Consider the following 22,070-nt stretch of genomic DNA (forward strand, 5'->3'; position numbering starts at 1 on the left):
GCGGGCCGGTGGACTTGTCAAAGGGAAAACGAGCTTTCCTTTTCGAAGGTGCGGCCCTAGTCTGACTCCTGCCATGAACGAAGCGATCACACTCTCCGCCGGCGTCGTCAAGCGCCCGCACACGCTGGCCGACGGCCGCGAGCTCCTCTACTTCGACGACGCCGACACGACCCTCCCCCCGGAGCGCGCCGCCGACGCCCGCCACCTCGACCCCCGCCCTGCCACCGCGCGGATGCGCCAGGACGTGCTGACCGGCGAGTGGGTCTCCATCGCCGCGTCGCGCCAGAACCGCGTGTTCCTGCCGCCGGCCGAGCTCGATCCGCTCGCCCCGGCGTCGCCGACGAACCCGTCGGAGGTGCCCAGCCGCTACGACGTCGCCGTCTTCGAGAACCGCTCCCCCTCCTTCGGCCCGCTCCTCGAGGACGCGGACGCGCCCGCCTCCCTGGAGGACCTGCGCACTCTCGGGCTCGGCCGGACGCTGACCAGCGTCGGCCGCTGCGAGGTCGTCTGCTTCAGCCCCGAGCACGAGGGCTCGTTCGCCACGCTCAGCGCCTCCCGAGCCCGGACCGTGGTCGAGGCCTGGGCCGACCGCGTGGGCGCCCTCTCGGCCCTTCCCGGCGTGCAGCAGGTCTTCCCGTTCGAGAACCGCGGCGAGGCGATCGGCGTCACGCTGCACCATCCCCACGGGCAGATCTACTCCTACCCCTACGTCACGCCGCGCACGACCCGCCTGCTCGCCTCGCTCGACAGCTACGGGCCGTCGATGTTCGCCGACGTCCTCGCCTTCGAGCAGGCCGGCGAGCGCGTCCTCCTCCGCGGCGAGCACTTCACCGCGTTCGTGCCGTTCGCCGCGCGCTGGCCCGTCGAGGTGCACCTCCTGCCGCACCGCCACGTCCCGGACCTGGCGGCGACGACCCCGGAGGAGCGCGACGAGCTGGCTGTGATGTACCAGCGCCTGCTCCGCGGCATCGACGCCCTCTACGACACCCCGACGCCCTACATCGCCGCCTGGCACCAGGCCCCGGTGCACGAGCGCCGCGACGAGGTGCGCCTGATGCTCCAGATCACCTCGCCCCGCCGCGCCGAGACGAAGCTCAAGTACCTCGCGGGGAGCGAGGCCGCGATGGGCGCCTGGATCGGCGACATCGCCCCCGAGACGAGCGCCGCGGCCCTGCGCGCGGCGATCGAGCGGGCCGAAGCGGCCGTGCTCGAGGCCGGGATCGCACAGCGCCCCGACGCGGCGCTGCCGGTCGCCGCGCACAGCGACGACTCGCTTCCCGGCGGCGCCGCCACTCCCGCCACCACCGCCGCCGACATCGCCGAGGAGAACCGATGACCGCCGCTCCCGCATCCCTGACCGCCGTCGCCGAGAGCGCGGCCGCCGCCTTCGAGCGCACCTTCGGCCGCCCCGCCGCGGGCGTCTGGGCCGGCCCCGGCCGCGTGAACCTGATCGGCGAGCACACCGACTACAACGACGGCTTCGTCTTCCCCTTCGCGATCGACCGCGCCACGGCGATGGCCGTCGCTCCGAGGGAGGACCGCCTGATCCGGATCAGCAGCGCCTTCTCCCCCGAGGTGGTCGAGGTCGCTCTCGACGAGCTCGGCCCCGGCGCCGTGACCGGCTGGTCGGCCTACCCGCTCGGCGTGGTCTGGGCGCTCACCGAGTACGGCGTCGACCTGGGCTCCCGCTCGGGCTTCGACGCGTACGTCGACTCCGACGTGCCGGTCGGCGCGGGGCTCTCGAGCTCGGCGGCGCTGATGTGCGCGATGGCCGTCGCCCTCGACGAGCTCTGGGACCTCGGCTTCGACCGCGCGACGATGGCCCGCGTCGGCCGTCGCGCCGAGAACGTCGCGGTCGGCGCCCCCACCGGGATCATGGACGAGTCCGCCTCCCTCTTCGGGAAGCGCGACGCCGCGGTGTTCCTGGACTGCCGCAGCCTCGACACCGAGGTCGTCCCCCTCGGCTTCGAGGAGGCCGGCCTCGTCCTGCTCGTCGTCGACACGCGCGTCGAGCACGCGCACGCCACCGGCGGCTACGCCGAGCGGCGCGCCTCCTGCGAGCTCGGCGCCGCGACCCTCGGCGTGCCGTCGCTCCGCGAGCTGACGGTCGACGACCTGCCGCGCGCCCAGGAGCTCCTCGACGACGTCACCTACCGGCGCGTGAAGCACGTCGTGACCGAGGACGCCCGCGTGCTCGAGACCGTCCGCACCCTGCGTGAGCACGGTCCCCGGGCGATCGGCGATCTGCTCGACGCCGGCCACGTCTCACTCCGCGACGACTTCGAGATCTCGGTGCCCGAGCTCGACACCGCCGTCGAGGCGGCGCGCGGCGCCGGAGCGATCGGCGCCCGGATGACCGGCGGCGGCTTCGGCGGCTCCGCGATCGCCCTCACCCCGGTGGAGAAGGAGGACGAGGTCCGCGCCGCGGTCCTCGCCGCCTTCGCCGAGAAGGGCTTCACGACTCCGGAGCTCTTCCTGGTCACGGCCGCCGACGGCGCGGGCCGCGTGCTCTGACCTCTGCTCCCGTCGACGCCCCCTGCGACCTCGCGTCGCAGGGGGCGTCCCTCGTCCAGCCGCTACGGCGCCGGATCCGGCGGAACGACGGCGCGCGCTTCTCCCCCGGTGACCCGGACCAGCTCGGCGAAGCTCGTCGGGTAGACGGTGTGCGCGTGCCCGGCCGCAGCCCAGACCACGTCGTAGGCGGCGAGGGCCGTGTCGACCACGGTGCGCAGCGGCGCGGGATGGCCCACCGGCGCGATCCCGCCGATCGTCTGGCCCGTCGCGGACTTCACCTCCGCGGCCGGCGCCCGGGTGATCGATCCACCCAGCTGCACGCCCAGCCAGGCGGTGTCGACGCGGTGGCCGCCGCTGGTCAGGACCAGCAGCGGCGCACCGTCGAGCAGGAACACGAGCGAGTTGGCGATCTGACCGACGTCGACGCCCAGCGCCTCGGCCGCCAGTGCGGCCGTCGACGCGGCCGAATCGAGCCAGCGCACGGTCGGGTGCACGCCGTCCCGGTCGAGGTCGTCGAGGACGCGGTCGACGGCCGGGTGGCTCCGTTCGCTCATGCCGCCGAGGCTAGCGCCCCGGCCGCGCTCACTTCTCGAACGTGGAGGCGTCGATCACGAAGCGGTAGCGGACGTCCGAGGTGAGGACGCGCTCGTAGGCCTCGTTGATCTGCGAGGCCGAGACGACCTCGACCTCGCTCGCGATGCCCTTCTCGGCGCAGAAGTCGAGCATCTCCTGGGTCTCGCGGATGCCGCCGATGCCCGAGCCCGCGAAGGAGCGACGGGCGCCGAAGAGCGTGAAAACGTGCAGCGGCAGCGCCTCGGCCGGAGCGCCCACGTTCACCATCGTGCCGTTGCGGCGCAGGAGCCCCAGGTAGGCGTCGAGGTCGAGGGGCGCGCTGACCGTGTTGACGATCAGGTCGAAGGTGTTCGCGAGATCGGTGAAGGTCGCCTCGTCGCGCGTCGCGTAGTAGTGGTCGGCGCCCAGACGGAGGCCGTCCTCCTTCTTGCTGAGGGTCTGCGAGAGCACGGTGACCTCGGCGCCCATCGCGTGCGCGAACTTGACGGCCATGTGGCCGAGCCCGCCGAGGCCGACGACGGCCACCCGCTTGCCGGGGCCCGCCTCCCAGTGCGAGAGCGGCGAGTAGGTCGTGATGCCCGCGCACAGCAGCGGAGCGGCGGCCTCGTAGGGGATCGACTCCGGCACGCGGAGCACGAAGTCCTCGACGACGACGACGTGCGTGGAGTAGCCGCCCTGGGTGATGGTGCCGTCGCGGTCGACGGAGGCGTAGGTGCCGGTGTTGCCCTTCAGGCAGTACTGCTCCTCGCCCGCGAGGCAGTTCTCGCACTCGCGGCAGGAGTTCACCATGCAGCCGACGCCGACGCGGTCGCCGACGGAGTGCTTGGTGACCTCGGAGCCGACCTCGGCGACGACGCCGACGATCTCGTGGCCGACGGTCAGCGGGTACGCCACCGGTCCCCAGTCGCCGCGGACGGTGTGGATGTCGGAGTGGCAGATGCCGGAGTAGGCGATCTCGATGAGCACGTCGTGCGGTCCGACGTCGCGGCGCTCGATGGTGGTGGGGACGAGCGGCTCGGTCGCGGAGGGGGCGGCGTAGGCGGTGACGGTGAGCATGGGTTCTCCTCGTGGGGCGGGGCGCGCTCCGAGGACGTGTCCGACGGGGTGGGGGACGCGAGAGCGCCGGGCCACGCTACCGGCAGGCGACTGGACGTCGCCCCCGAGCGCGGTCCGGCGCGGGTCCCGTGGCGCGGGACCGGTCAGCGCAGGGCGCGCTCGGCCGCCGTCACCACGTTGTGGATGAGCATCGCGCGCGTCATCGGGCCGACGCCGCCGGGCACGGGCGAGAGCCAGCCCGCGACCTCCGCCGCCTCCGGTGCGACGTCGCCGGTCAGCTTCGCGCGGCCCGTCTCCGGGTTCTCGACCCGCGTGATGCCCACGTCGAGCACGGCGGCGCCGGGCTTCACCCAGTCGGCGCGGATGAGCCCGGGCACGCCCACCGCGGCCACCACGATATCGGCGCGGCGCACCTCCGCGGCGAGATCGGCCGTGCGGGAGTGGGTGAGGGTCACGGTGGCGTCGAGGCCCTTCCGCGTGAGCAGGAGCCCGAGCGGTCGGCCGACGGTGAGCCCGCGGCCCACGACGACGACGTGCCTGCCCGAGGTCGGGATGCCGTGGCGCTGCAGCATCTCGACGATCCCGTTCGGCGTGCAGGGCAGCGGGCTGTCCAGCTCTCCCTCGACGCCGAGAACCAGGCGGCCGAGGTTGGTGGGGTGCAGGCCGTCGGCGTCCTTGTCCGGATCCATGAGCTCGAGCATCGCGTTCTCGTCGATGCCCTTCGGCAGCGGGAGCTGGATGATGTACCCGGTCACGGCCTCCGAGTCGTTGAGCTGCCGGATGGCGGCGCGGATGTCGTCCGCCGACGCGGTCTCGGGGAGGTCCACGCGGATCGACTCGATCCCGACCTCCGCGCAGTCGCGGTGCTTGCCCGCGACGTACGAGCGGGAGGCGGGATCGTCCCCCACCAGCAGCGTGCCGAGCCCGGGCACGACGCCCCGCTCGCGCAGAGCGGCGACCCGCTCCGCGATCTCCGTCTTGACCGCCGTCGCCGTCGCGACGCCGTCGAGTACCTGTGCCGTCATCTCGGGCTCCTCGGTCGTGGCGCGGCGGAGGGGGACGGTGCCCCGGCCTCCGCCGCGCGGGTGGTGCAGCGGATCGACTACAGCCCGGGGTAGAGCGGGAAGTCGTCGGTGAGGCGGGCGACACGGCCGCGCAGCGCCTCGAGGTCGGCCGAGGGCTTGAGCGCCTCGGCGATGACGTCGGCGACCTCGGTGAACTCCGTGTCGCCGAAGCCGCGGGTCGCGAGCGCCGGCGTGCCGATGCGCAGGCCCGAGGTGACCATCGGCGGGCGGGGGTCGAACGGCACGGCGTTGCGGTTGACCGTGATGCCGACCTCGTGGAGGCGGTCCTCGGCCTGCTTGCCGTCCAGCGGCGAGTCGCGCAGGTCGGCGAGGACGAGGTGGACGTCCGTGCCGCCGGTCAGGACGTCGATGCCCTCGGCCTTCGAGTCGGCCGCCGTGAGGCGCTCGGCGAGGATCTGCGCGCCGCGGATGGTGCGTGCCTGGCGATCGGCGAACTCGGGCTCGCCGGCGAGCTTGAACGCGGTCGCCTTCGCGGCGATCACGTGCATGAGCGGGCCGCCCTGCTGGCCGGGGAAGACAGCCGAGTTCAGCTTCTTGGCGTACTCCTGCTTCGCGAGGATGAGCCCCGAGCGCGGGCCGGCCAGCGTCTTGTGGACGGTGGTCGTCACGACGTCGGCGTAGGGCACCGGCGACGGGTGCAGCCCCGCCGCCACGAGGCCTGCGAAGTGGGCCATGTCGACCCAGAGCTTCGCGCCGACCTCGTCGGCTATGGCGCGGAAAGCCTCGAAGTCGAGCTGACGGGGGTAGGCGGACCAGCCGGCGATGAGCACCTGCGGACGGACCTCGAGGGCCTTCTCGCGGACCGCGTCCATGTCGATGCGGAAGGTCTGCGGGTCGACGCCGTACGCGGTCGCGTTGTAGAGCTTGCCCGAGAAGTTCAGCTTCATGCCGTGGGTCAGGTGGCCGCCGTGCGCGAGCTCGAGGCCGAGGATGGTGTCTCCGGGCTGCACGAGCGCGGCGAGCGCCGCGGCGTTGGCGGAGGCTCCGGAGTGCGGCTGGACGTTGGCGAACTCGGCGCCGAAGAGGGCCTTGGCGCGGTCGATCGCGAGCTGCTCGGCGATGTCGACGTACTCGCAGCCGCCGTAGTAGCGGCGTCCGGGGTAGCCCTCGGCGTACTTGTTGGTCAGGACGGAGCCCTGCGACTCGAGGATCGCGCGCGGCACGAAGTTCTCGCTCGCGATCATCTCGAGGTAGCCGCGCTGGCGGTCGAGCTCCTGCTGGAGCACGGCGGCGATCTCGGGGTCGACCACCGACACGGGCTGGTCGAACGAGGCGGCGACGCCGGGGCTGGCGGGGGAAGAGGACACGGACGCTCCTTGGCTGGGAAACGGAAGGGGCCCGGCAGGTCGCTGCGGCGCGACACGGCTCGTTCGGGCGACCCGATCTACGGTATCCGTTCCAGCCCAGGCGTGCGGCGGGAAAAGTGTCCGGGGCGCTGCCCCGGAGGAGGTGCCGCTCCCTGATGGTCACCCATCCGAACGCCAGTCGCGGCGGGCTCACTCTAGCAAGCGGGCCGGGTGGCGCGGGAGTCGCGCCAGTCGGGGGCGAGCACGCGCGATCGTGCGACGATCCCTCGGGCGGTCCCGGCGCGGGACCGGGAGGGAGGGCGTCGCCGTGAGTCCTCGACGCCGCTCCGAGCGCATCGACGGCCGCAGCGACGAGGAGCTCGTCGCGCTGGTCCGGGAGGGCCGCACCGACGCAGTCTCCGAGCTCTGGCGCCGCCACTCCTCGGCCGGGCGCACCGTGGCCCGGGCGTGGGCGAGCAGCTCCGACCCCGACGACCTGGTCTCGGAGGCGTTCCTCCGCGTCCTGCGGGCGATCGAGCGCGGCGGCGGACCCGAGGGCGCCTTCCGCCCCTACTTCTTCACCACCGTCCGCAACGTCGCGGGATCCTGGGCCCGGCGGGACCGGCACGAGCGGCCGTTCGACGAGGCCGACCGCGCCCTCCCCTCTGCCGGCCCCGATCCCGAGGCGCACGCCCTCGCCGCCCTCGAGCGCGACCTGGGCGCGCGCGCGTTCCGGGCGCTGCCGCCGCGCTGGCAGGAGGTGCTCTGGTACACGGAGGTGGAGGGCCTGTCCCCCGCCGCCGCCGCACCGCTGATGGGCCTGCGGCCCAACGCGGTCGCAGCGCTCGGGGTGCGGGCGCGGGAGGGGCTGCGCTCCGCGTGGATCCGGGAGCACGTGGCGGACGCCTCGGCGACGGGCGAGTGCGAGTGGGTGCTCGAGCGGGCGGGGACGTACGCGCGAGGACGAGCCCCCGTCCGGGACAGGCACCGCATCGACCGGCACCTGGACGGGTGCCTCTCCTGCCGGGAGGCGCTGGCGGAGGCCGAGAGCACTGCGCGCCGCCTCGCGTCGGTGCTGCTGCCGCTCTCGGCCGGCGTGAGCGGTGCGGCAGCCTGGGCGGCGGGCGGGGGCTCCGGCGCGGCTTCCGGTCCGCTGCCGAGCGCGGTCCGGGCGTCGAGCGCGGTTCGAGCGTCGAGAGCGGTCCGAGCGTCGAGAGCGGGCAGCGGAACAGGAGTAGTCGTCGCCGCGTCCGCTGCGGCGGCACTCGCGATCGCGGGAGTCGTCGGGGCGGCGGTTCTGCTGTCCGGGAACGGGGGCGGCGCGCTCGTGGCGGCGGAGGACGCCTCCGCGCGGGTGGACGAGCGTGCAACGGCCGAGGCGGCTGCGCCCACATCGAGCGGAGGAGCGGCGGCGAGCGCCGACCGGCCGGAGACGGACCCGGAGGCCGCGGACCGGACGAGTGCAGCGGACGGCGATCCGGCGGGGCGGTCCAGCGGTTCCGGCGCCGCTCCGAGGAGCACGGTGCCGGCCGTGGCCGGACGGGCTGCGTCGGACGATGCCGGAGCGACGCGCGCGACCCCCGGGAGGACGGGACGCCCGCCGCAGCGGGAGCCGTCCCACGATCCCGTCGGCGCACCGGCGTCGAGAGGGATCGAGGCGACCGCCTCCCCGACTCCTGCCGCCGAGCCCGCCCCGTCCCGCCCTGCCGTGACCGGCAGCGCGGCACCGGCGCCCAAGCCCGCCGTCCCCGAGGCTCCGGCCCCCTCCGGGCCGCCGGGGGCCACGACCGGGGGCTCCGCGCCGGGCCCGATCGGCAGCGGCCCGGCCCTGCCCTCCGTCCCGGTCCCGACCCCCGCACCGAGCACTCCGGTCCCGGTTCCTGTTCCGATCGTGACTCCCCCACGGGACACTCCGGCTCCGGCAGCGACGCACGTACCGAGCACTCCGGCGCCGGTCCCGACAGAGGCGCCGAGCACCTCCGCTCCGGTCTCGACTCCCGCACCGGTCACGACCCCCGCTCCGGCCACACCCCCCGCTCCGGCCGCACCGACCCTCGCGCTCGACACCGACGCCCGGCTGCTGCCCGATGCCCGGGGCACCGCCGCGCCCGGCGCCGAGGTGCTCCTCGAGGACGCCTCCGACGGACGCCGCGTGGGCTCCGCCACCGCCGACGCCGACGGCTCCTGGACCGCGCCGGCGCTCCCCCTCCCCGCGGGCACGACCACGGTGCTGGCGCGCACCGCTGCAGGAGTCAGCGCCCCCGAGACGGTCGACCTGCGCGCTCCGGTGCTCCTCGCCCGGGCCGCGTCGAGCGGGGGCGCGGTCGGCGTGCTCGTGCTCGCCGATCCCGACGCGGACGGCCTCGACCTCCTGGTCGACGGCGGGCAGGTGCGGTCCCTCGCTCCCGGAGCCCCCGTCCTCGCCGCGACCCTGGAGGTCGGTCCCGGGAGGCACACGATCGGCGTCCGCTACTCCTCCCCGGACGGGCGGACGGGACCCGTCGCCGTCGTGTCCGTCGACGCGGGCTGAGGCGCGCGGACCGCCCCGTGCCCCACCGTTATCCTGGGCGGATGCAGCCCGAACCCGCCGCGTCCGCGACTCCCCGGCCCGCCCCCGCGAGCACCCGTCCGACGGGCAGCGACGCCGCGTGGTCCGGCGCCCGGCCCGCGGGAAACCACTGGACCCTGACCTTCGCCTGCCCCGACCAGCCGGGCATCGTGCACGCCGTGTCCGGTGCCGTCGTCCAGGCCCGCGGCAACATCACCGAGAGCCAGCAGTTCTCGAGCGCCGACACCGGCCGCTTCTTCATGCGCCTGCAGGTGGAGTCGCCGATCAGCCGCGAGGAGTTCGCCGCCGCCCTGCTGCCGATCACGGAGCACTACGGGATGACCTGGCGCCTCGACGTCGTCGGCCGGCCGCTGCGCACCCTCGTCCTCGCCTCCACCGCCGCGCACTGCGTCAACGACCTGCTCTTCCGCCAGCGCGCCGGGCAGCTCGCGGTGGACATCCCGATGATCCTGTCCAACCACGGCAGCCTTCGCGACCTCGCCGAGTTCTACGGCGTGCCCTTCGAGTCGCGACCCGTGGTCTCGCCGGAGTCGAAGCGCGGGTTCGAGGAGCGCGTGCTGGAGGTCGTCGAGGAGCACGACGTCGAGCTCGTGGTCCTGGCGCGCTACATGCAGATCCTCTCCCCCGAGCTCTGCGCGCGACTGGCCGGCCGCGCTATCAACATCCACCACTCGTTCCTGCCGGGCTTCAAGGGCGCGAACCCCTACAAGCAGGCGCACGCCCGCGGCGTCAAGCTGATCGGGGCGACCGCGCACTTCGTCACCAGCGACCTCGACGAGGGGCCGATCATCGAGCAGAACGTGGTGCGCGTGGACCACTCGCACTCGGTCGCCCAGCTCGTGGCGATCGGGCAGGACGAGGAGAGCCGTACGCTCACGCAGGCGGTCAAGTGGTTCGCGGAGGACCGGGTGCTCCTCGACGGGGCCCGCACCATCATCTTCCGCTGACCTCCGGCGGCTAGCATGGTCGGCGTGAATCGAGCAGGAGCGGACACCGCGGGCACCGACATCAGGATCGGCCCGAACGCGATCCTCCGGTTCCTCCTGGAGCTCGTCGCGCTGGCGACCTTCGCCCTCTGGGGCTTCGCGTCGTGGGACCTCCCGTGGAACATCGTCCTCGGCATCGGCGCTCCGGTGGTCGCCGCGCTGATCTGGGCGCTCTTCCTCTCGCCGCGCGCGGTCCTCGCGATCGACGTCTACGGCCGCTCGCTGATCGAGCTGCTCGTGATGGGCGCCGCCGCGCTGGCGTGGCTGGACCTCGGCCAGCCGGTCGTCGCGATCGTCTTCGGCGTCCTCGCCGTCGTCTCCGGCGTCATCGCGGGACGCCGCTCCCTCTGATCCTGACGGCGGCCGCTCAGGCCGAGGGGGGCGCTCGCTCGGAGCCGTCCACCGCTGTCCCCGAGGGTGCACCGCGGTCCCCGTGCGCTCGCCGCCGCCTCGGACCGGAACCGAACGCGTCGTCCCGGCTCGCAGCGGCAGGTCGCCACCGCGTTCTCCCGTCGATGCACCTCCGGGGATGCGCGACCGCAGCGGGACCCCGGGCCGATCGCGCCGCCGGGCCCCCAGTCGGAGGTGCTCCGCCCCGCCTGATCGTCGATCTCTCCCCGACCCGCTCCCGCCTCCGCTCTCGAGCCGTTCCCCCACGCAGCCCGGCTGGTCCTGCTCCCGGCCCGCACCACGAGCCGCCCCGTCTCCGCCTCCCCCGCCCGAGAACGGCGAACGGCCGCCCCCGCCGCTCCGGGAGGAGCAGGGGGACGGCCGTTCGCGGCGGTCGCGGAGGACTACTCCGCGGCGCCCGCCTCACGCTGCGCCAGGGCGCGGCGTCGGAGGCCGGTGATCACAGCACCTGCACCGAGGAGGGCGAGGGCGGCGGCTCCGAGGAGACCGCCGTCGAAGCCCGTCGACGGGAGGCCGCCGGCGCCGTGGCCGGGCGCGCCCGGTCCGGCGGTCGGCGTGGAGGTGGGCTCCCCCGGTCCGGCGGTGGGGCCGGCCGTCGGCGTCGCGGTCGGCTCCGGGGTGCCCGTGGGCTCCGGAGTCGCGGTCGGCGTCGGGGTGGGGGTGACCGCCTCGGTGACGTCGACGCTCACGAGCGTCGCGAGTCCCGAGTCGGTGTAGGCGACACGGCCGAGGTAGCGGGCCGGGCCCGCCAGGTTCGACCAGGAGACCGCGTACGCGATCGGCTCGCCCTGCACGGCGTCGACCACGGCGGGGTCGGTGCTCAGCGAGCCGAGACCGTTCTCCGGAGTGATGACGAAGCTGCGGAAGTCGAACGTGACGGTCGAGGATCCCGGAGCGGTCGAGTAGACATCGGCCTGGACCGTGTACTCGCCCGGAGCGGGGTCGGCGATGTCGACGCGCTCGTCGGCCGAGCCGGTCGCCGAGGTGAAGACCTTGTCGGTGCTCTCGCTGGTGACGGTGAGGTCGAGGTCGGCCGCGTCGTCGAGCGAGTCGAGGTCGAAGCGGGCGAACTCGGCGCCCTCCGGCACCACGACGGTGGTCGTCAGCGACTTCCCCGTGGGGAGCGTCGCCGAGTGGCCGTCAGCGGCGGTGGCGTCCTCGGCGAGGACACCCTCGGCGAGACCGCTCGCGGTGAGCGGCAGCGCGCCGGTGATGCCGGGCGTGACCGTCACCGTGCCGGTGCCGGTCGAGCCGGTGCCGGAGACCTCGTAGGGCGCGTCCAGCAGGACGGGTCGCACCGCGATCGGGCTGCGGACGTCGTGCTCCGCGCTCGCCCAGGTCAGGTAGCCGGTGGCGAACTGGTTGAGCGCCGCCGAGCCGGTGGTGAAGGAGACCGTGTACTCCGCCGTCTGGCCCGCACCCGTGAAGGAGAGGGTCGAGGGCGAGACGACGGTGTCGATCCCGGCGAGGCCGTCGACCGAAGCGGTGTAGGTGCCCGCGCCGGTCGAGGTGACCGTGCGGGTCACGGTCTGCGTGCCCGCGAGGGCGCCGATCGCGATCGAGGCCTGGTTGAGGTCGGACGGGTCGATCGCGGCGATCGGGTCGATCACCGGGTTCGAGGTGAAGACGTAGCCCGCACCCTTGAGGAACGCGATCCAGTCCTCCGTGCCGCTCTGGTAGAGCAGTCCGGGGTCGAGGAACGCGGCCGGGTCGACGTGTCCGGCGCCCTGGGCGAAGACGTCCTCGGACGCGGCGCCCGACTGGTCGACGCTGTCGTAGGCGGAGGTCATCATGGCCGACTTCACCGCGGACGGCGAGGCCTTCGGGGTCGCGCCGAGGATCAGCGCGCCGAGGCCCGCCACGTGCGGCGACGACATCGAGGTGCCGGACTCGAACGCGAAGGCGGGGTCGTCGCCCTCGGCGTTGAAGCTGTCGGCGAGGATCGCGACGCCGGGCGCCGTGAGGTCGGGCTTCAGCACGTCGGCGCCGTCCGCCTCAGCGGGTCCGCGCGACGAGAAGCCGGCGACCTGCGGGACGGGGATGGAGGCTCCGGACGAGTTGCCCTCGGAGAGGGTCACGGTCGCACCGGCGGTGCCGGCGTAGGTCGTGATCGCCTGGTAGGCCTGCGAGTCGATCTGGATGCTCGGGACCGAGTGGTCGTCGACGTGCAGGGCGTTCGGGGTCGGGTTGAGCAGCAGCATGCCGATGCCGCCGGCCCGCTCGACCTCGGCCGACTTGGAGACGCGCGCGGTGACGCCCGCGGTGCAGGCGACGATCGTGCCCTTCACCTTGTCGGGGTCGAGGGTGCCGGTCTCGCAGATGGCGGGGTTCTCGGCGCCCGAGCGGACGACGTCGGCGCTGTTCACCAGCGGTCCGGTGACGTCCTCGTGGACCGAGATGGATCCTCCGACGAACTTCTGGCCGTCGCCGAGAGCGGCGGTCGCGGTGTAGGTCGGGATGGAGGACGCGGCGACCGTGGTGTACCAGGGCGACGCGTGGTCGAGCGTGGAGGCGCCCGCACCCGAGTTGCCGGCCGAGGCCGCGACGAAGACGCCGGCGGCGGCGGCGTTGAGGAACGCCTCGTCGATCGCGGTCAGGGTCGAGGTGGCCGAGCCGCCGCCGATCGAGAAGTTGATGACGTCGACGCCGTCCTTGGTCGCGGCGTCGATGGCCGCGAGGATGCCCGCTCCGGAGCAGAAGTCGTCGTCGTCGGTGCCCTCGTCGGGTCCGTTCCAGCAGACCTTGTACGCGGCGACCTTGGCGGCCGGGGCGACTCCGGAGATCTTCCCGTAGTCGTAGCCGTCGACGCTCGCCTCGACGCCGTTGTTGCCGGCTGCCGTGCTCGCGGTGTGCGAGCCGTGTCCGTCGGCGTCGCGCGGGGAGCGGTACTCGGGGTTGTCCGTCGAGCCGACCTCCTCGTCCGCGAGGAACCAGCGTGCGCCGATGAGCTTCTGGTTGCACTCGTCGCCGTCCCACTGCTCGGAAGCGGGGAGCCCCGGCGAGCAGGAGCCGACGAAGGTGCCGCCGTCCGACTTCACGAAGGAGGTGGTGGTGCCGTCCGTGTAGGGGGCCGCTCCGGGCGAGGTCGCCAGGGGCGCGCTTGCGAAGGAGGGGTTCTCGGGCGCGATGCCGGAGTCGATGACGCCGACGACGACGCCCTCGCCCGCCTTGTCGATGCCGCCCAGCTTCTGCCAGACGCCGGCCTCGCCCTCGAGGCCGAGGAAGTCGGTGGAGCGCTGCTGTCCGGTGTCGGGCACGGGGGTACCGGCGGCGGCCGCGGCGAGCGGCGAGGCCTGCGCGGCGCGGTCGACCTTCAGGTTCTCGACCTTGCGGACCTGGGCGACGTCGCGGCGGCTCGCGAGCTCGCCCGCCTGCTCGCCCGAGAGGGTCGCGGAGAAGCCGTTGAGGGCGACGGTGTAGTGGTAGCCGATGGCGGCGTCGACCGCGGAGGCGACGTCCTCCTGGCGCTGCTCGAGGTGGGCGGAGTAGTCCTCCACCGGAGCAGAGGCGGCCTGCAGCTGCGCACCGTCGACGGGCGCGGTGCGGGCGAAACGGGCATCGCTGCCCTGGTAGGTGGCCGCGGAGGGCTCGACGAGGGTGACGACGTAGTCGCCGTCGTCGAAGCTCTGGCCGACGGAGAGCCCGCCGACGAGCGAGGCACTGCCGGCGAGAGGGGCGGCACTGGCGCCGGTGGTGGCGAAGGCCGCGGTCGCGGCGACTCCGAGGACGGCGAGGCCCGCGAGGATGCGCCTCTCAGCGCGGCGGACGGGTGGTCGGTGGGACAGGTGGATCGGCAATCGATGTCCTTACTCACATTCGCTGGGAACCGGATCGGTTTCCACACAGAAACGACCCTACGAACTCGATTGCCCAGCTTTGTTACGAACAGGTAACGAAGTCGACGCTGAAGGGGGCCGATCCGTTGGCACTCCCCCTCCCCGAGTGCTAATTTAATCGCGTTGAGCCGGATCGGCTCAACTCTTGGAACTCTTCGTTGCACGACTGAATGGAGTGATCTCATGGCTGTCACCTACGACCCCGTCCGCGAGCTGGACCGCCTCGCCACCGCCCTCCTCGGCTCCGGCCAGGGGCCCCGCCGGATGCCGATCGACCTGTACCGGGACGGCGACCACTACGTCCTCACCGCCGACCTCCCCGGCATCGACCCCGGGTCGGTCGACGTCGACGTGGACGGGCAGCTCCTCACCATCCGCGCCCAGCGCACCGTCGCGGGCGGCGACGACGTCACCTGGATCACCCGGGAGCGCCAGTCGGCGACCTTCGTCCGCCAGCTGAGCCTCGGCCAGGGCGTCGACACCGAGCGCATCGCCGCGTCCTACGACAACGGCGTGCTCTCGGTGACCCTCCCGGTCAGCGAGAAGGCGCGCCCCCGCCGCATCGAGGTCGTCTCGACCGCCCGCCCCGAGCAGGTGCGGATCGGCGAGGCGGCCGCCGAGTAGGACGACGAGCGAGGGCCCGTCCGCGATCGTGCGGGCGGGCCCTCCGCGTGTCCGCACGCCCTACGCTGGCCGGATGCGCGCCTCCTCCTCCGACACCGCTGTCGGCGTCCTGCTCCCCCGCGATCTCCCCGCCTCCGAGGTGCTCGTCTACGCCCGCCGCGCCGAGGAGCTCGGCTTCGACGAGCTCTGGGTGGTCGAGGACCTCGGCTTCCGCGGCGGCATCGCCCAGGCCGGCGCGGTGCTCGCCGCCACCGAGCGGATCGTCGTCGGCATCGGCATCCTGCCCGCCGCCGTGCGCACGGCGGCCTTCACCGCGATGGAGCTCGGCACTCTCGGCGAACTGTTCCCCGGCCGTGTCCACGCCGGCATCGGGCACGGGATGCCGCACTGGATGCGCGGCCTCGGCGTCTGGCCGCGCAGCCCGCTCACCCTGCTCGAGGAGCAGTTCGACGCGATCCGCTCGCTGCTCTCCGGCGAGCGCACCGACCGCTCCGGCCGCTACGTGCACGTGGACGGCCTCGTCCTGGAGTCGCCGCCCGCCGTCGTGCCGCCGCTGCTGGCCGGCGTCCGCGGACCGAAGTCGTTGGCGCTCGCGGGCCGGATCGCCGACGGGGTCGTCCTGGCCGAGCCCGTCACTCCGGAGTACCTCGCGGCGGCCCGCGGCCACCTGGGCGGCACCGGACGGATCGTCGCCTACAACGTGGCCGCCGTGGACGACGACGCGGCCGCCGCGCGCGACGCGGTCCGGCCGGGACTCGAGTGGATCGGCGAGCCGGACTGGGCGCCGCACATCGAGCCGCTCCCCTTCGCCGAGGACTTCGCCCGCCTTCGGGCCGAGAGCGCCGACCGCGCCGCCTTCGTCCGCGACCTGCCCGACGCCTGGGTCGACCAGCTGGCCGTCGTGGGCACTCCCGAGGACGCTCGTCGCCGCATCGGCCTGCTGCACGAGGCCGGTGCGTCGAGCGTCGTGCTGATGCCGTCGGGGCCCGATCCGCTCCACGCGATGGAGGACCTCGCCCGGGCGCTCTGAGGCGCTCGGCCCGGGCGCGTCCCACCGGGCCCGGAGACGCGTCCGGCCCGCAGGATCCGAGGATCGTGCGGGCCGGACGCGTCTGCCGAAGCCGGAGATCAGGCCGACATGCGGGCCTTCAGGTTCTCGTCGAGGGTCGCGAGGAACTCCTCGGTCGTCTGCCAGCCCTGCTCGGGGCCGACGAGCAGGGCGAGGTCCTTCGTCATCTTCCCGGACTCGACCGTCTTGATGACCACGTCCTCCAGGGTGAGCGAGAAGTCGATGAGCTCCTGGTTGCCGTCGAGCTTGCCGCGGTGCGCGAGGCCGCGCGTCCAGGCGTAGATCGAGGCGATCGGGTTCGTCGAGGTGGGCTTGCCGGCCTGGTGCTGGCGGTAGTGGCGCGTGACGGTGCCGTGCGCCGCCTCCGCCTCGACGACGCTGCCGTCGGGCGTGGAGAGCACGGAGGTCATCAGGCCCAGCGAGCCGAAGCCCTGCGCGACGGTGTCGGACTGGACGTCGCCGTCGTAGTTCTTGCAGGCCCAGACGTAGCCGCCCTCCCACTTCATGGCCGAGGCGACCATGTCGTCGATGAGGCGGTGCTCGTAGGTGAGGCCCGCGGCGTCGAAGCGCTCCTTGAACTCGGTCTCGAAGATCTCCTCGAAGATGTCCTTGAAGCGGCCGTCGTAGGCCTTGAGGATCGTGTTCTTGGTGGAGAGGTAGACCGGGTAGTTGCGCGAGAGGCCGTAGTTCAGCGACGAGCGGGCGAAGTCGCGGATCGACGCGTCCTGGTTGTACTGGACCTGCGCGATGCCGTCGTCGGGGGCCTTGTAGACCTCGAACCTCATCGGCTCGGAGCCGTCCTCGGGCGTGAACTCGACGGTCAGCGTGCCCTTGCCCTTGAAGACGAAGTCGGTGGCGCGGTACTGGTCGCCGAACGCGTGGCGGCCGATGATGATCGGCTTGTTCCAGCCGGGGACCAGGCGCGGGATGTTCGAGATGATGATCGGCTCGCGGAAGATCACGCCGCCGAGGATGTTGCGGATCGTGCCGTTGGGCGACTTCCACATCTTCTTGAGGCCGAACTCCTCGACGCGGGCCTCGTCGGGGGTGATGGTCGCGCACTTCACGCCGACGCCGTGCTTCTGGATGGCGTGCGCCGCGTCGATCGTGACCTGGTCGTCCGTCTCGTCGCGGTACTCGATGCCGAGGTCGTAGTACTCGAGGTTCACGTCGAGGTACGGGTGGATGAGGGTGTCCTTGATCTTCTGCCAGATGATGCGCGTCATCTCGTCGCCGTCGAGCTCGACGACCGTTCCCTCAACCTTGATCTTGGACATTGCTCTCCCATGGTGTCGATGACCCCGCACCTGTGCGGGACGGGCGGCTCTGCACCGCTCCGGATGGCCTCCGCCAGCCTACCCGAGGCCCGAACTGTCTCGATGTCGAGACAGTTCTCGATCGTCCGCGCCGGGGCCGGCGCACGTCGCCCGACAGGAGGATGCCCGCCGTCCTGCGCCGCCGGTACAGTGACGGCATGAGTGACCTCCGCCTGGAAGAGCTGTCCGCCTCGAACATCTCCGCCGTGAACGGTCTGAGCCTCAAACCCGGCCAGGAGCAGTTCATCGCGCCGGTCTCCTACTCCGCCGCCGCCGCGGTGATCGACCCGGGCGCCTCCTGGCAGCGGGCCGTGATGGACGGCGACGAGCTGGTCGGCTTCATCCACGCGCACTTCGACCCGGAGGCGGCGGAGGAGTTCCGCAGCTGCATCTGGCGCATCAACATCGACGCGGCGAAGCAGGGCCGCGGCGTGGGCACCTTCGCCGTCCGCGCCACCGCCGACGAAGCGCGCGCCCGCGGCTTCGACACCCTCACGGTGATCTGGGAGTCCGGCGAGGACGGCCCGGAGCAGTTCTTCCGCTGGATCGGCTTCGAGGTCGTCGGCGAGACGCAGTACGGCGAGAACATCGGGGCGCTGACGCTCTGAGCGCGGCGCCGGAGGCAGCGGAGCCGGCCGACTTCGTCTCCGCCGTCCTCGAGGTGGTCGCCTCGATCCCGCCCGGCCGCGTGATGGCCTACGGCGAGATCGCCGCGGTCCTCGGCACGCGTGCGGCACGCGCGGTCGGCACGGTGATGGCCCGCTACGGCTCCGACACCGCCTGGTGGCGCGTCGTCCGCGCGGGAGGAGCGCCCCCGGTCGGCCACGAGGAGCGCGCCCGCCGGGAGTACGAGCGCGAGGGCACGCCCCTCGTCGTCACGCCGGGCGGCTGGCGCGTCGACGTGCGAAGCGCCCGCTGGCGCCCCTGAGCCGGGAGCGGCTCCGGGACGTGAGTCGCGAGCAGCAGCCGATCAGACGAGCGAGCCCCGCCAGGCCGCGTGCAGGGTGGCGAAGCGGCCCTCGCCGGCGATGAGCGCCTCCGGGGTGCCGTCCTCGACGATGCGGCCGTGCTCCATCACCAGCACCCGGTCGGCGATCGCGACCGTCGAGAGGCGGTGCGCGATGATGACCGCCGTGCGGTCCGCCAGGAGCGTCTGCAGGCCCTGCTGCACCAGGCGCTCGCTCGGGATGTCGAGGGAGGAGGTCGCCTCGTCCAGGATCAGCACCGCCGGGTCGGCCAGGAACGCGCGGGCGAACGAGATCAGCTGGCGCTGACCGGCCGAGACGCGGCCGCCGCGCTTGTTCACGTCGGTGTCGTAGCCGTCCGGCAGCGCCTGGATGAACTCGTGCGCGCCGACCGCCTGCGCGGCCCGGACGATCTCGTCGTAGGACGCGGTCGGCCGCCCGATCGCGATGTTGTCGGCGACGGATCCGGAGAAGAGGTACGCCTCCTGGGTGACCATCACGATCGCGCGCCGCAGGTCCTTCGGGTGCAGCTGCCGCAGGTCCACGCCGTCGAGGGTCACCACGCCGTCGCTCGGGTCGTAGAAGCGCGAGATCAGCTTGGCGAGCGTCGTCTTGCCGGCGCCCGTGGACCCGACGAGGGCGATGGTCTGCCCTGCGGGGATGTCGAGGTCGAAGCGCGGCAGCACCTCGCGGTCGGCGGTGTAGGCGAAGCGGACGCCCTCGAAGCCGAGGCGGCCCCGCGCCTGGCGCAGGTCGACCGGGCGGGCCGGATCCGGGACGCTCGGCTCCTCGGCCAGCACGCCCGAGATCTTCTCGAGCGCGGCGGCCGCCGACTGGTAGGAGTTGTAGAACATCGCCATCTCCTGCACCGGGTCGAAGAAGCGCCGGGTGTAGAGCAGGACCGCCAGCAGCGCGCCGATCTCGAGCCCGCCGTCGAGCACGCGGACGCCGCCGATGAACAGCACCACGGCGACGGTGACGTTGCCGATCAGCACGAGCCCGGGGTCGAAGGTGCCGAACACCCCGAAGACGCGCTTGTAGGCGAGCCGGTACTGCTCGACGACCCCGCCGAACACGGACTCGTTGCGCTTCTGCGTGCGGAAGGTCTGCACGGCGCGGATGCCGGTCATCGACTCCACGAACTGCACGATCAGTCGCGACGAGGCGACGCGGGTGCCGCGGAACAGCGCCTGCGACCGCTTCTGGAACCAGCGGGTGAGCAGCGCGAGCGGCACCAGGGCGCAGGCGAGCACGACGCCGCTCACGCCGTCCAGGGAGACGAGGGCGATCGCGACGAAGCCCATGTAGAGCGCACCCTGCACCAGCTGGTTGATGCCGGAGTCGAGCAGCTCGCGGATGGAGTCGAGGTCGCTGGTCTGGCGCGAGATGATCCGGCCGGAGGTGTAGTTCTCGTGGAACTCCAGGCTCAGCTTCTGGGTGTGCAGGAAGACCCGCTTGCGCAGGTCGATCAGGATCGCCTGGCTCACCCTCGCGGAGAGCACGGTGTACCAGGCGACCAGGAGCGCGCCGACGAGTCCGGTGAGGATGTAGGCGCCGACCGTGACCGCCAGCGGGACCGCGTTCCCCGCGAGGACCGCGGGCAGACCGTTGTCGATGCCCGCCGCGATCAGCGCCGGTCCCGCGACCTGGGCAGCGGTCGCGACGACGACCACGACCGCGGTGAGCACCAGCCGCAGCCGGAGCGGCCGCAGCAGGGAGCCGAGCAGCCGCAGCGAGCGCCGGCGCAGGGCCGCCGACTCCGCTCTGCTGAGGTCGTCGCGCTCCTCGGAGGATCCGAGCGTGCTCATGATCGCGTCTCCTGGTGGGTCGTCGTGGGGCGGGAGCCGATGCGCTCGGTTCCGGCGGGCCGGGTCAGCTCGTCCTCCTCGAGGCTCGAGATGACGAAGCGGTAGTGCGGGCTGCTCGCGAGCAGCTCGCTGTGGGTGCCGACCGCGGTGATGCGGCCCTCCTCCATCAGTGCCACGCGATCGGCGAGCGCCACCGTCGAGGGGCGGTGGGCGACGATGATCGCCGTGGTGTCGCCGAGCACGCGGCGCAGCCCTGCCTCGACGCGCGCCTCCGTGTCGACGTCGAGCGCCGAGAGCGGGTCGTCGAGGACAAGCACCGCCGGACGAGCGGCCACCGCGCGGGCGAGGGCCAGGCGCTGGCGCTGGCCGCCGGAGAGGCTCATCCCCTCCTCGCCCACCTTGGTGTCCAGGCCCTCGGGAAGGCGGTGGACGAAGTCGGCCTGCGCGATCTCGAGGGCCTCGAGCAGCTCCTCCTCGGTCGCGTCGGGTCGGCCGAGGAGGACGTTCTCGCGCACGCTGGTGGAGAAGAGCGTCGCGTCCTCGAACGCCATGCCGATGTGCATGCGCAGCTCGTCGCGGCGGAGCCGGCGGATGTCGACGCCGTCGAGCTCGATGGCTCCGCCGGTCACGTCGTAGAGGCGCGGGAGCAGCGCGGTGAGCGTCGTCTTCCCGGAGCCGGTGATGCCGACCAGCGCCATCGTCTCGCCCGGCTCGACCTCGAGGTCGACGCCGTCGAGGAGGTCGCGGTAGCGCTCGGGGGCGTCCTGGTACCGGAAGTGGACGTCGCGGAAGCGCACCCGGCCGCGCGGCTCGAGGATCGTCTCGGGGTCCTCCGGGTCGGTGATGGTGTTCCGGCTGTCCATCACCTCGAAGTAGCGGTCGACCGCCGTGCGGGTGTCGAAGGTCATCGAGAGGAGGAAGCCGATCGACTCGACCGGCCAGCGCAGCACGGTCGCGGTGGCGAAGAAGGCGAACAGCTCGCCGACGCTCAGCTGACCGGCCGCGGCGAGCCAGACCCCGCCGAGCAGGCAGAGCGCGAACGCGATGTCCGGCACCAGCAGGAGGACGAGCCAGATCCCGGCGATGGCACGGGCTTTGTCGATCTCGGTGCCGCGGAGCTTCTCGGCCTGGCCGGCGAAGTTCTCCAGCGCGTGCTGGTGGCGGCCGAAGGCCTTCAGGACGCGGATGCCGTGCACCGACTGCTCGACGGTCGTGGCGAGGTCGCCCGCCTGGTCCTGGCTGCGGCGCGCGATGCTCGAGTAGCGCTTCTCGAACGCGAACCCGTAGATCCAGACCGGGATCGAGCACACGACGAAGAGCACGCCGAGGATCGGGTTCCAGTAGACGAGGACGCCGAAGCCGACGACGATCGTCAGCGCGTTGACCACGAGCAGGACGAAGCCGAAGGCGATCCAGCGGCGGATGAGGCTGAGGTCGCTCATCGCCCGCGACAGGAGCTGCCCGCTCTGCCAGCGGTCGTGGAACGAGACGGGGAGGTCCTGCAGGCGGCTGTAGAGCGCCGAGCGCATGCGCGCCTCGATCCGCGTGCTGGGGGTGAGGACCATCCGGCGGCGCAGCGCGATGGCACCGGCCTCGACGACGCCGAGCACGAGGATGACGGCGACCGGGCCGATCAGCGGCCCGAGGTCGCCGGAGCCGGCGGAGGCCGCTCCGTCCCCCAGCGGCCCGTCGACGAGCTGCTGCAGGACGATCGGGATGACCAGCGACACCAGGCTCGCCACGAGCGCGACCGCGATGCCGCCGACCAGCCGGGGCAGGGAGTCGCCGACGAAGGGGACGAGGCGCAGCAGGGTCTGCAGCGTGCTCGGGCGCTTCTGCGCGGGGGCGCCGGGAGACGGGAGGGCGGGAGCGGACACGGCATCCGCGTCCTGAAGGCCTTCGGCCGCCACCAGCACGCGCTGGAGAACTTCGCCGGCCAGGCCGAGAAGCTCCGCGGCACCGAGATCGACAA

Annotated in this window: 17 protein-coding genes; 9 read left to right on the forward strand and 8 right to left on the reverse strand. The window is 73.1% G+C overall.

Annotated features, from left to right (window positions below; all coding sequences use genetic code 11):
• The first annotated feature begins 73 nt into the window (after positions 1 to 73).
• Entirely contained in the window at positions 74 to 1,336 is a 1,263-nt protein-coding gene (gene galT / locus C5B98_RS14450) for a galactose-1-phosphate uridylyltransferase (protein WP_104263068.1), read from the forward strand.
• The gene (gene galK, locus C5B98_RS14455) at positions 1,333 to 2,514 is read left to right on the forward strand and encodes a galactokinase (RefSeq protein WP_104327973.1); all 1,182 of its coding nucleotides are present in this window, start codon (positions 1,333 to 1,335) and stop codon (positions 2,512 to 2,514) included. Before galT ends, galK begins: the two co-directional genes overlap by 4 nt.
• A 62-nt stretch (positions 2,515 to 2,576) precedes the next feature.
• Here galK and C5B98_RS14460 read toward each other — a convergent pair whose 3' ends face one another.
• The 4 genes from C5B98_RS14460 to glyA form a co-directional block, all read right to left on the reverse strand.
• The gene (locus C5B98_RS14460; protein ID WP_104327974.1) at positions 2,577 to 3,068 is read right to left on the reverse strand and encodes a YbaK/EbsC family protein; all 492 of its coding nucleotides are present in this window, start codon (positions 3,066 to 3,068) and stop codon (positions 2,577 to 2,579) included.
• Positions 3,069 to 3,096: 28 nt separating this feature from the next.
• Positions 3,097 to 4,143, reverse strand: coding sequence for an NAD(P)-dependent alcohol dehydrogenase (locus C5B98_RS14465; RefSeq protein ID WP_104327975.1), 1,047 nt, complete (start codon positions 4,141 to 4,143; stop codon positions 3,097 to 3,099).
• A gap of 143 nt (positions 4,144 to 4,286) precedes the next feature.
• Positions 4,287 to 5,168, reverse strand: a complete 882-nt coding sequence (locus tag C5B98_RS14470; RefSeq protein WP_104327976.1) for a bifunctional methylenetetrahydrofolate dehydrogenase/methenyltetrahydrofolate cyclohydrolase — start codon at positions 5,166 to 5,168, stop codon at positions 4,287 to 4,289.
• A 77-nt stretch (positions 5,169 to 5,245) separates the two neighbouring features.
• Complete coding sequence (gene glyA / locus C5B98_RS14475) at positions 5,246 to 6,535, reverse strand: serine hydroxymethyltransferase (RefSeq protein ID WP_104224723.1); 1,290 nt, start codon at positions 6,533 to 6,535, stop codon at positions 5,246 to 5,248.
• A 307-nt stretch (positions 6,536 to 6,842) separates the two neighbouring features.
• Here glyA and C5B98_RS14480 point away from each other — a divergent pair, with 307 nt between their 5' ends.
• Genes C5B98_RS14480 through C5B98_RS14490 form a run of 3 tightly spaced genes read left to right on the forward strand, consistent with a single transcriptional unit; the run spans position 6,843 to position 10,420 of the window.
• On the forward strand, positions 6,843 to 9,044 hold the full coding sequence (locus C5B98_RS14480) for a sigma-70 family RNA polymerase sigma factor (RefSeq protein WP_146076978.1): 2,202 nt from the start codon (positions 6,843 to 6,845) through the stop codon (positions 9,042 to 9,044).
• A 41-nt stretch (positions 9,045 to 9,085) separates the two neighbouring features.
• On the forward strand, positions 9,086 to 10,030 hold the full coding sequence (purU, locus tag C5B98_RS14485; protein WP_104224944.1) for a formyltetrahydrofolate deformylase: 945 nt from the start codon (positions 9,086 to 9,088) through the stop codon (positions 10,028 to 10,030).
• Between the two features lie 24 nt (positions 10,031 to 10,054).
• Positions 10,055 to 10,420 (forward strand): YrdB family protein, encoded by a 366-nt coding sequence (locus C5B98_RS14490; protein ID WP_104276971.1) that lies wholly within the window; start codon positions 10,055 to 10,057, stop codon positions 10,418 to 10,420.
• A 443-nt stretch (positions 10,421 to 10,863) separates the two neighbouring features.
• On the opposite strand, the gene C5B98_RS14495 is transcribed toward C5B98_RS14490, so the two are convergent.
• Positions 10,864 to 14,277, reverse strand: a complete 3,414-nt coding sequence (locus C5B98_RS14495) for a S8 family serine peptidase (RefSeq protein ID WP_104327978.1) — start codon at positions 14,275 to 14,277, stop codon at positions 10,864 to 10,866.
• A 222-nt stretch (positions 14,278 to 14,499) separates the two neighbouring features.
• On the opposite strand from C5B98_RS14495, the gene C5B98_RS14500 reads away from it, so the two are divergent.
• Positions 14,500 to 14,940, forward strand: coding sequence for an Hsp20/alpha crystallin family protein (locus C5B98_RS14500; protein WP_104327979.1), 441 nt, complete (start codon positions 14,500 to 14,502; stop codon positions 14,938 to 14,940).
• Positions 14,941 to 15,013: 73 nt separating this feature from the next.
• The gene (locus C5B98_RS14505; protein WP_104227285.1) at positions 15,014 to 15,970 is read left to right on the forward strand and encodes an LLM class flavin-dependent oxidoreductase; all 957 of its coding nucleotides are present in this window, start codon (positions 15,014 to 15,016) and stop codon (positions 15,968 to 15,970) included.
• Positions 15,971 to 16,068: 98 nt separating this feature from the next.
• On the opposite strand, the gene C5B98_RS14510 is transcribed toward C5B98_RS14505, so the two are convergent.
• Positions 16,069 to 17,286 carry an NADP-dependent isocitrate dehydrogenase gene (locus C5B98_RS14510; protein WP_104224939.1) on the reverse strand — a complete coding sequence of 406 codons (1,218 nt, stop codon included), beginning with the start codon at positions 17,284 to 17,286 and terminating at the stop codon, positions 16,069 to 16,071.
• A gap of 197 nt (positions 17,287 to 17,483) precedes the next feature.
• On the opposite strand from C5B98_RS14510, the gene C5B98_RS14515 reads away from it, so the two are divergent.
• Together C5B98_RS14515 and C5B98_RS14520 are read left to right on the forward strand one after the other, a co-directional pair.
• A complete protein-coding gene (locus C5B98_RS14515) occupies positions 17,484 to 17,933 on the forward strand; it encodes a GNAT family N-acetyltransferase (protein WP_104224946.1) in 450 nt (149 codons plus the stop codon).
• Entirely contained in the window at positions 17,930 to 18,253 is a 324-nt protein-coding gene (locus tag C5B98_RS14520; RefSeq protein WP_104238475.1) for an MGMT family protein, read from the forward strand. The genes C5B98_RS14515 and C5B98_RS14520 overlap by 4 nt, the downstream gene beginning before the upstream one ends.
• 42 nt (positions 18,254 to 18,295) lie before the next feature.
• Here the strand turns inward: C5B98_RS14520 and C5B98_RS14525 are convergent, their stop codons facing one another.
• Together C5B98_RS14525 and C5B98_RS14530 are read right to left on the reverse strand one after the other, a co-directional pair.
• Positions 18,296 to 20,098, reverse strand: a complete 1,803-nt coding sequence (locus C5B98_RS14525; protein WP_104327980.1) for an ABC transporter ATP-binding protein — start codon at positions 20,096 to 20,098, stop codon at positions 18,296 to 18,298.
• Complete coding sequence (locus tag C5B98_RS14530; RefSeq protein WP_104327981.1) at positions 20,095 to 21,975, reverse strand: ABC transporter ATP-binding protein; 1,881 nt, start codon at positions 21,973 to 21,975, stop codon at positions 20,095 to 20,097. The genes C5B98_RS14525 and C5B98_RS14530 overlap by 4 nt, the downstream gene beginning before the upstream one ends.
• Positions 21,976 to 22,070 lie beyond the last annotated feature (95 nt).

It is taken from the genome of Rathayibacter sp. AY1A5, from assembly GCF_002930875.1.
In the GTDB taxonomy this organism is placed as follows: Bacteria; Actinomycetota; Actinomycetes; order Actinomycetales; family Microbacteriaceae; genus Rathayibacter.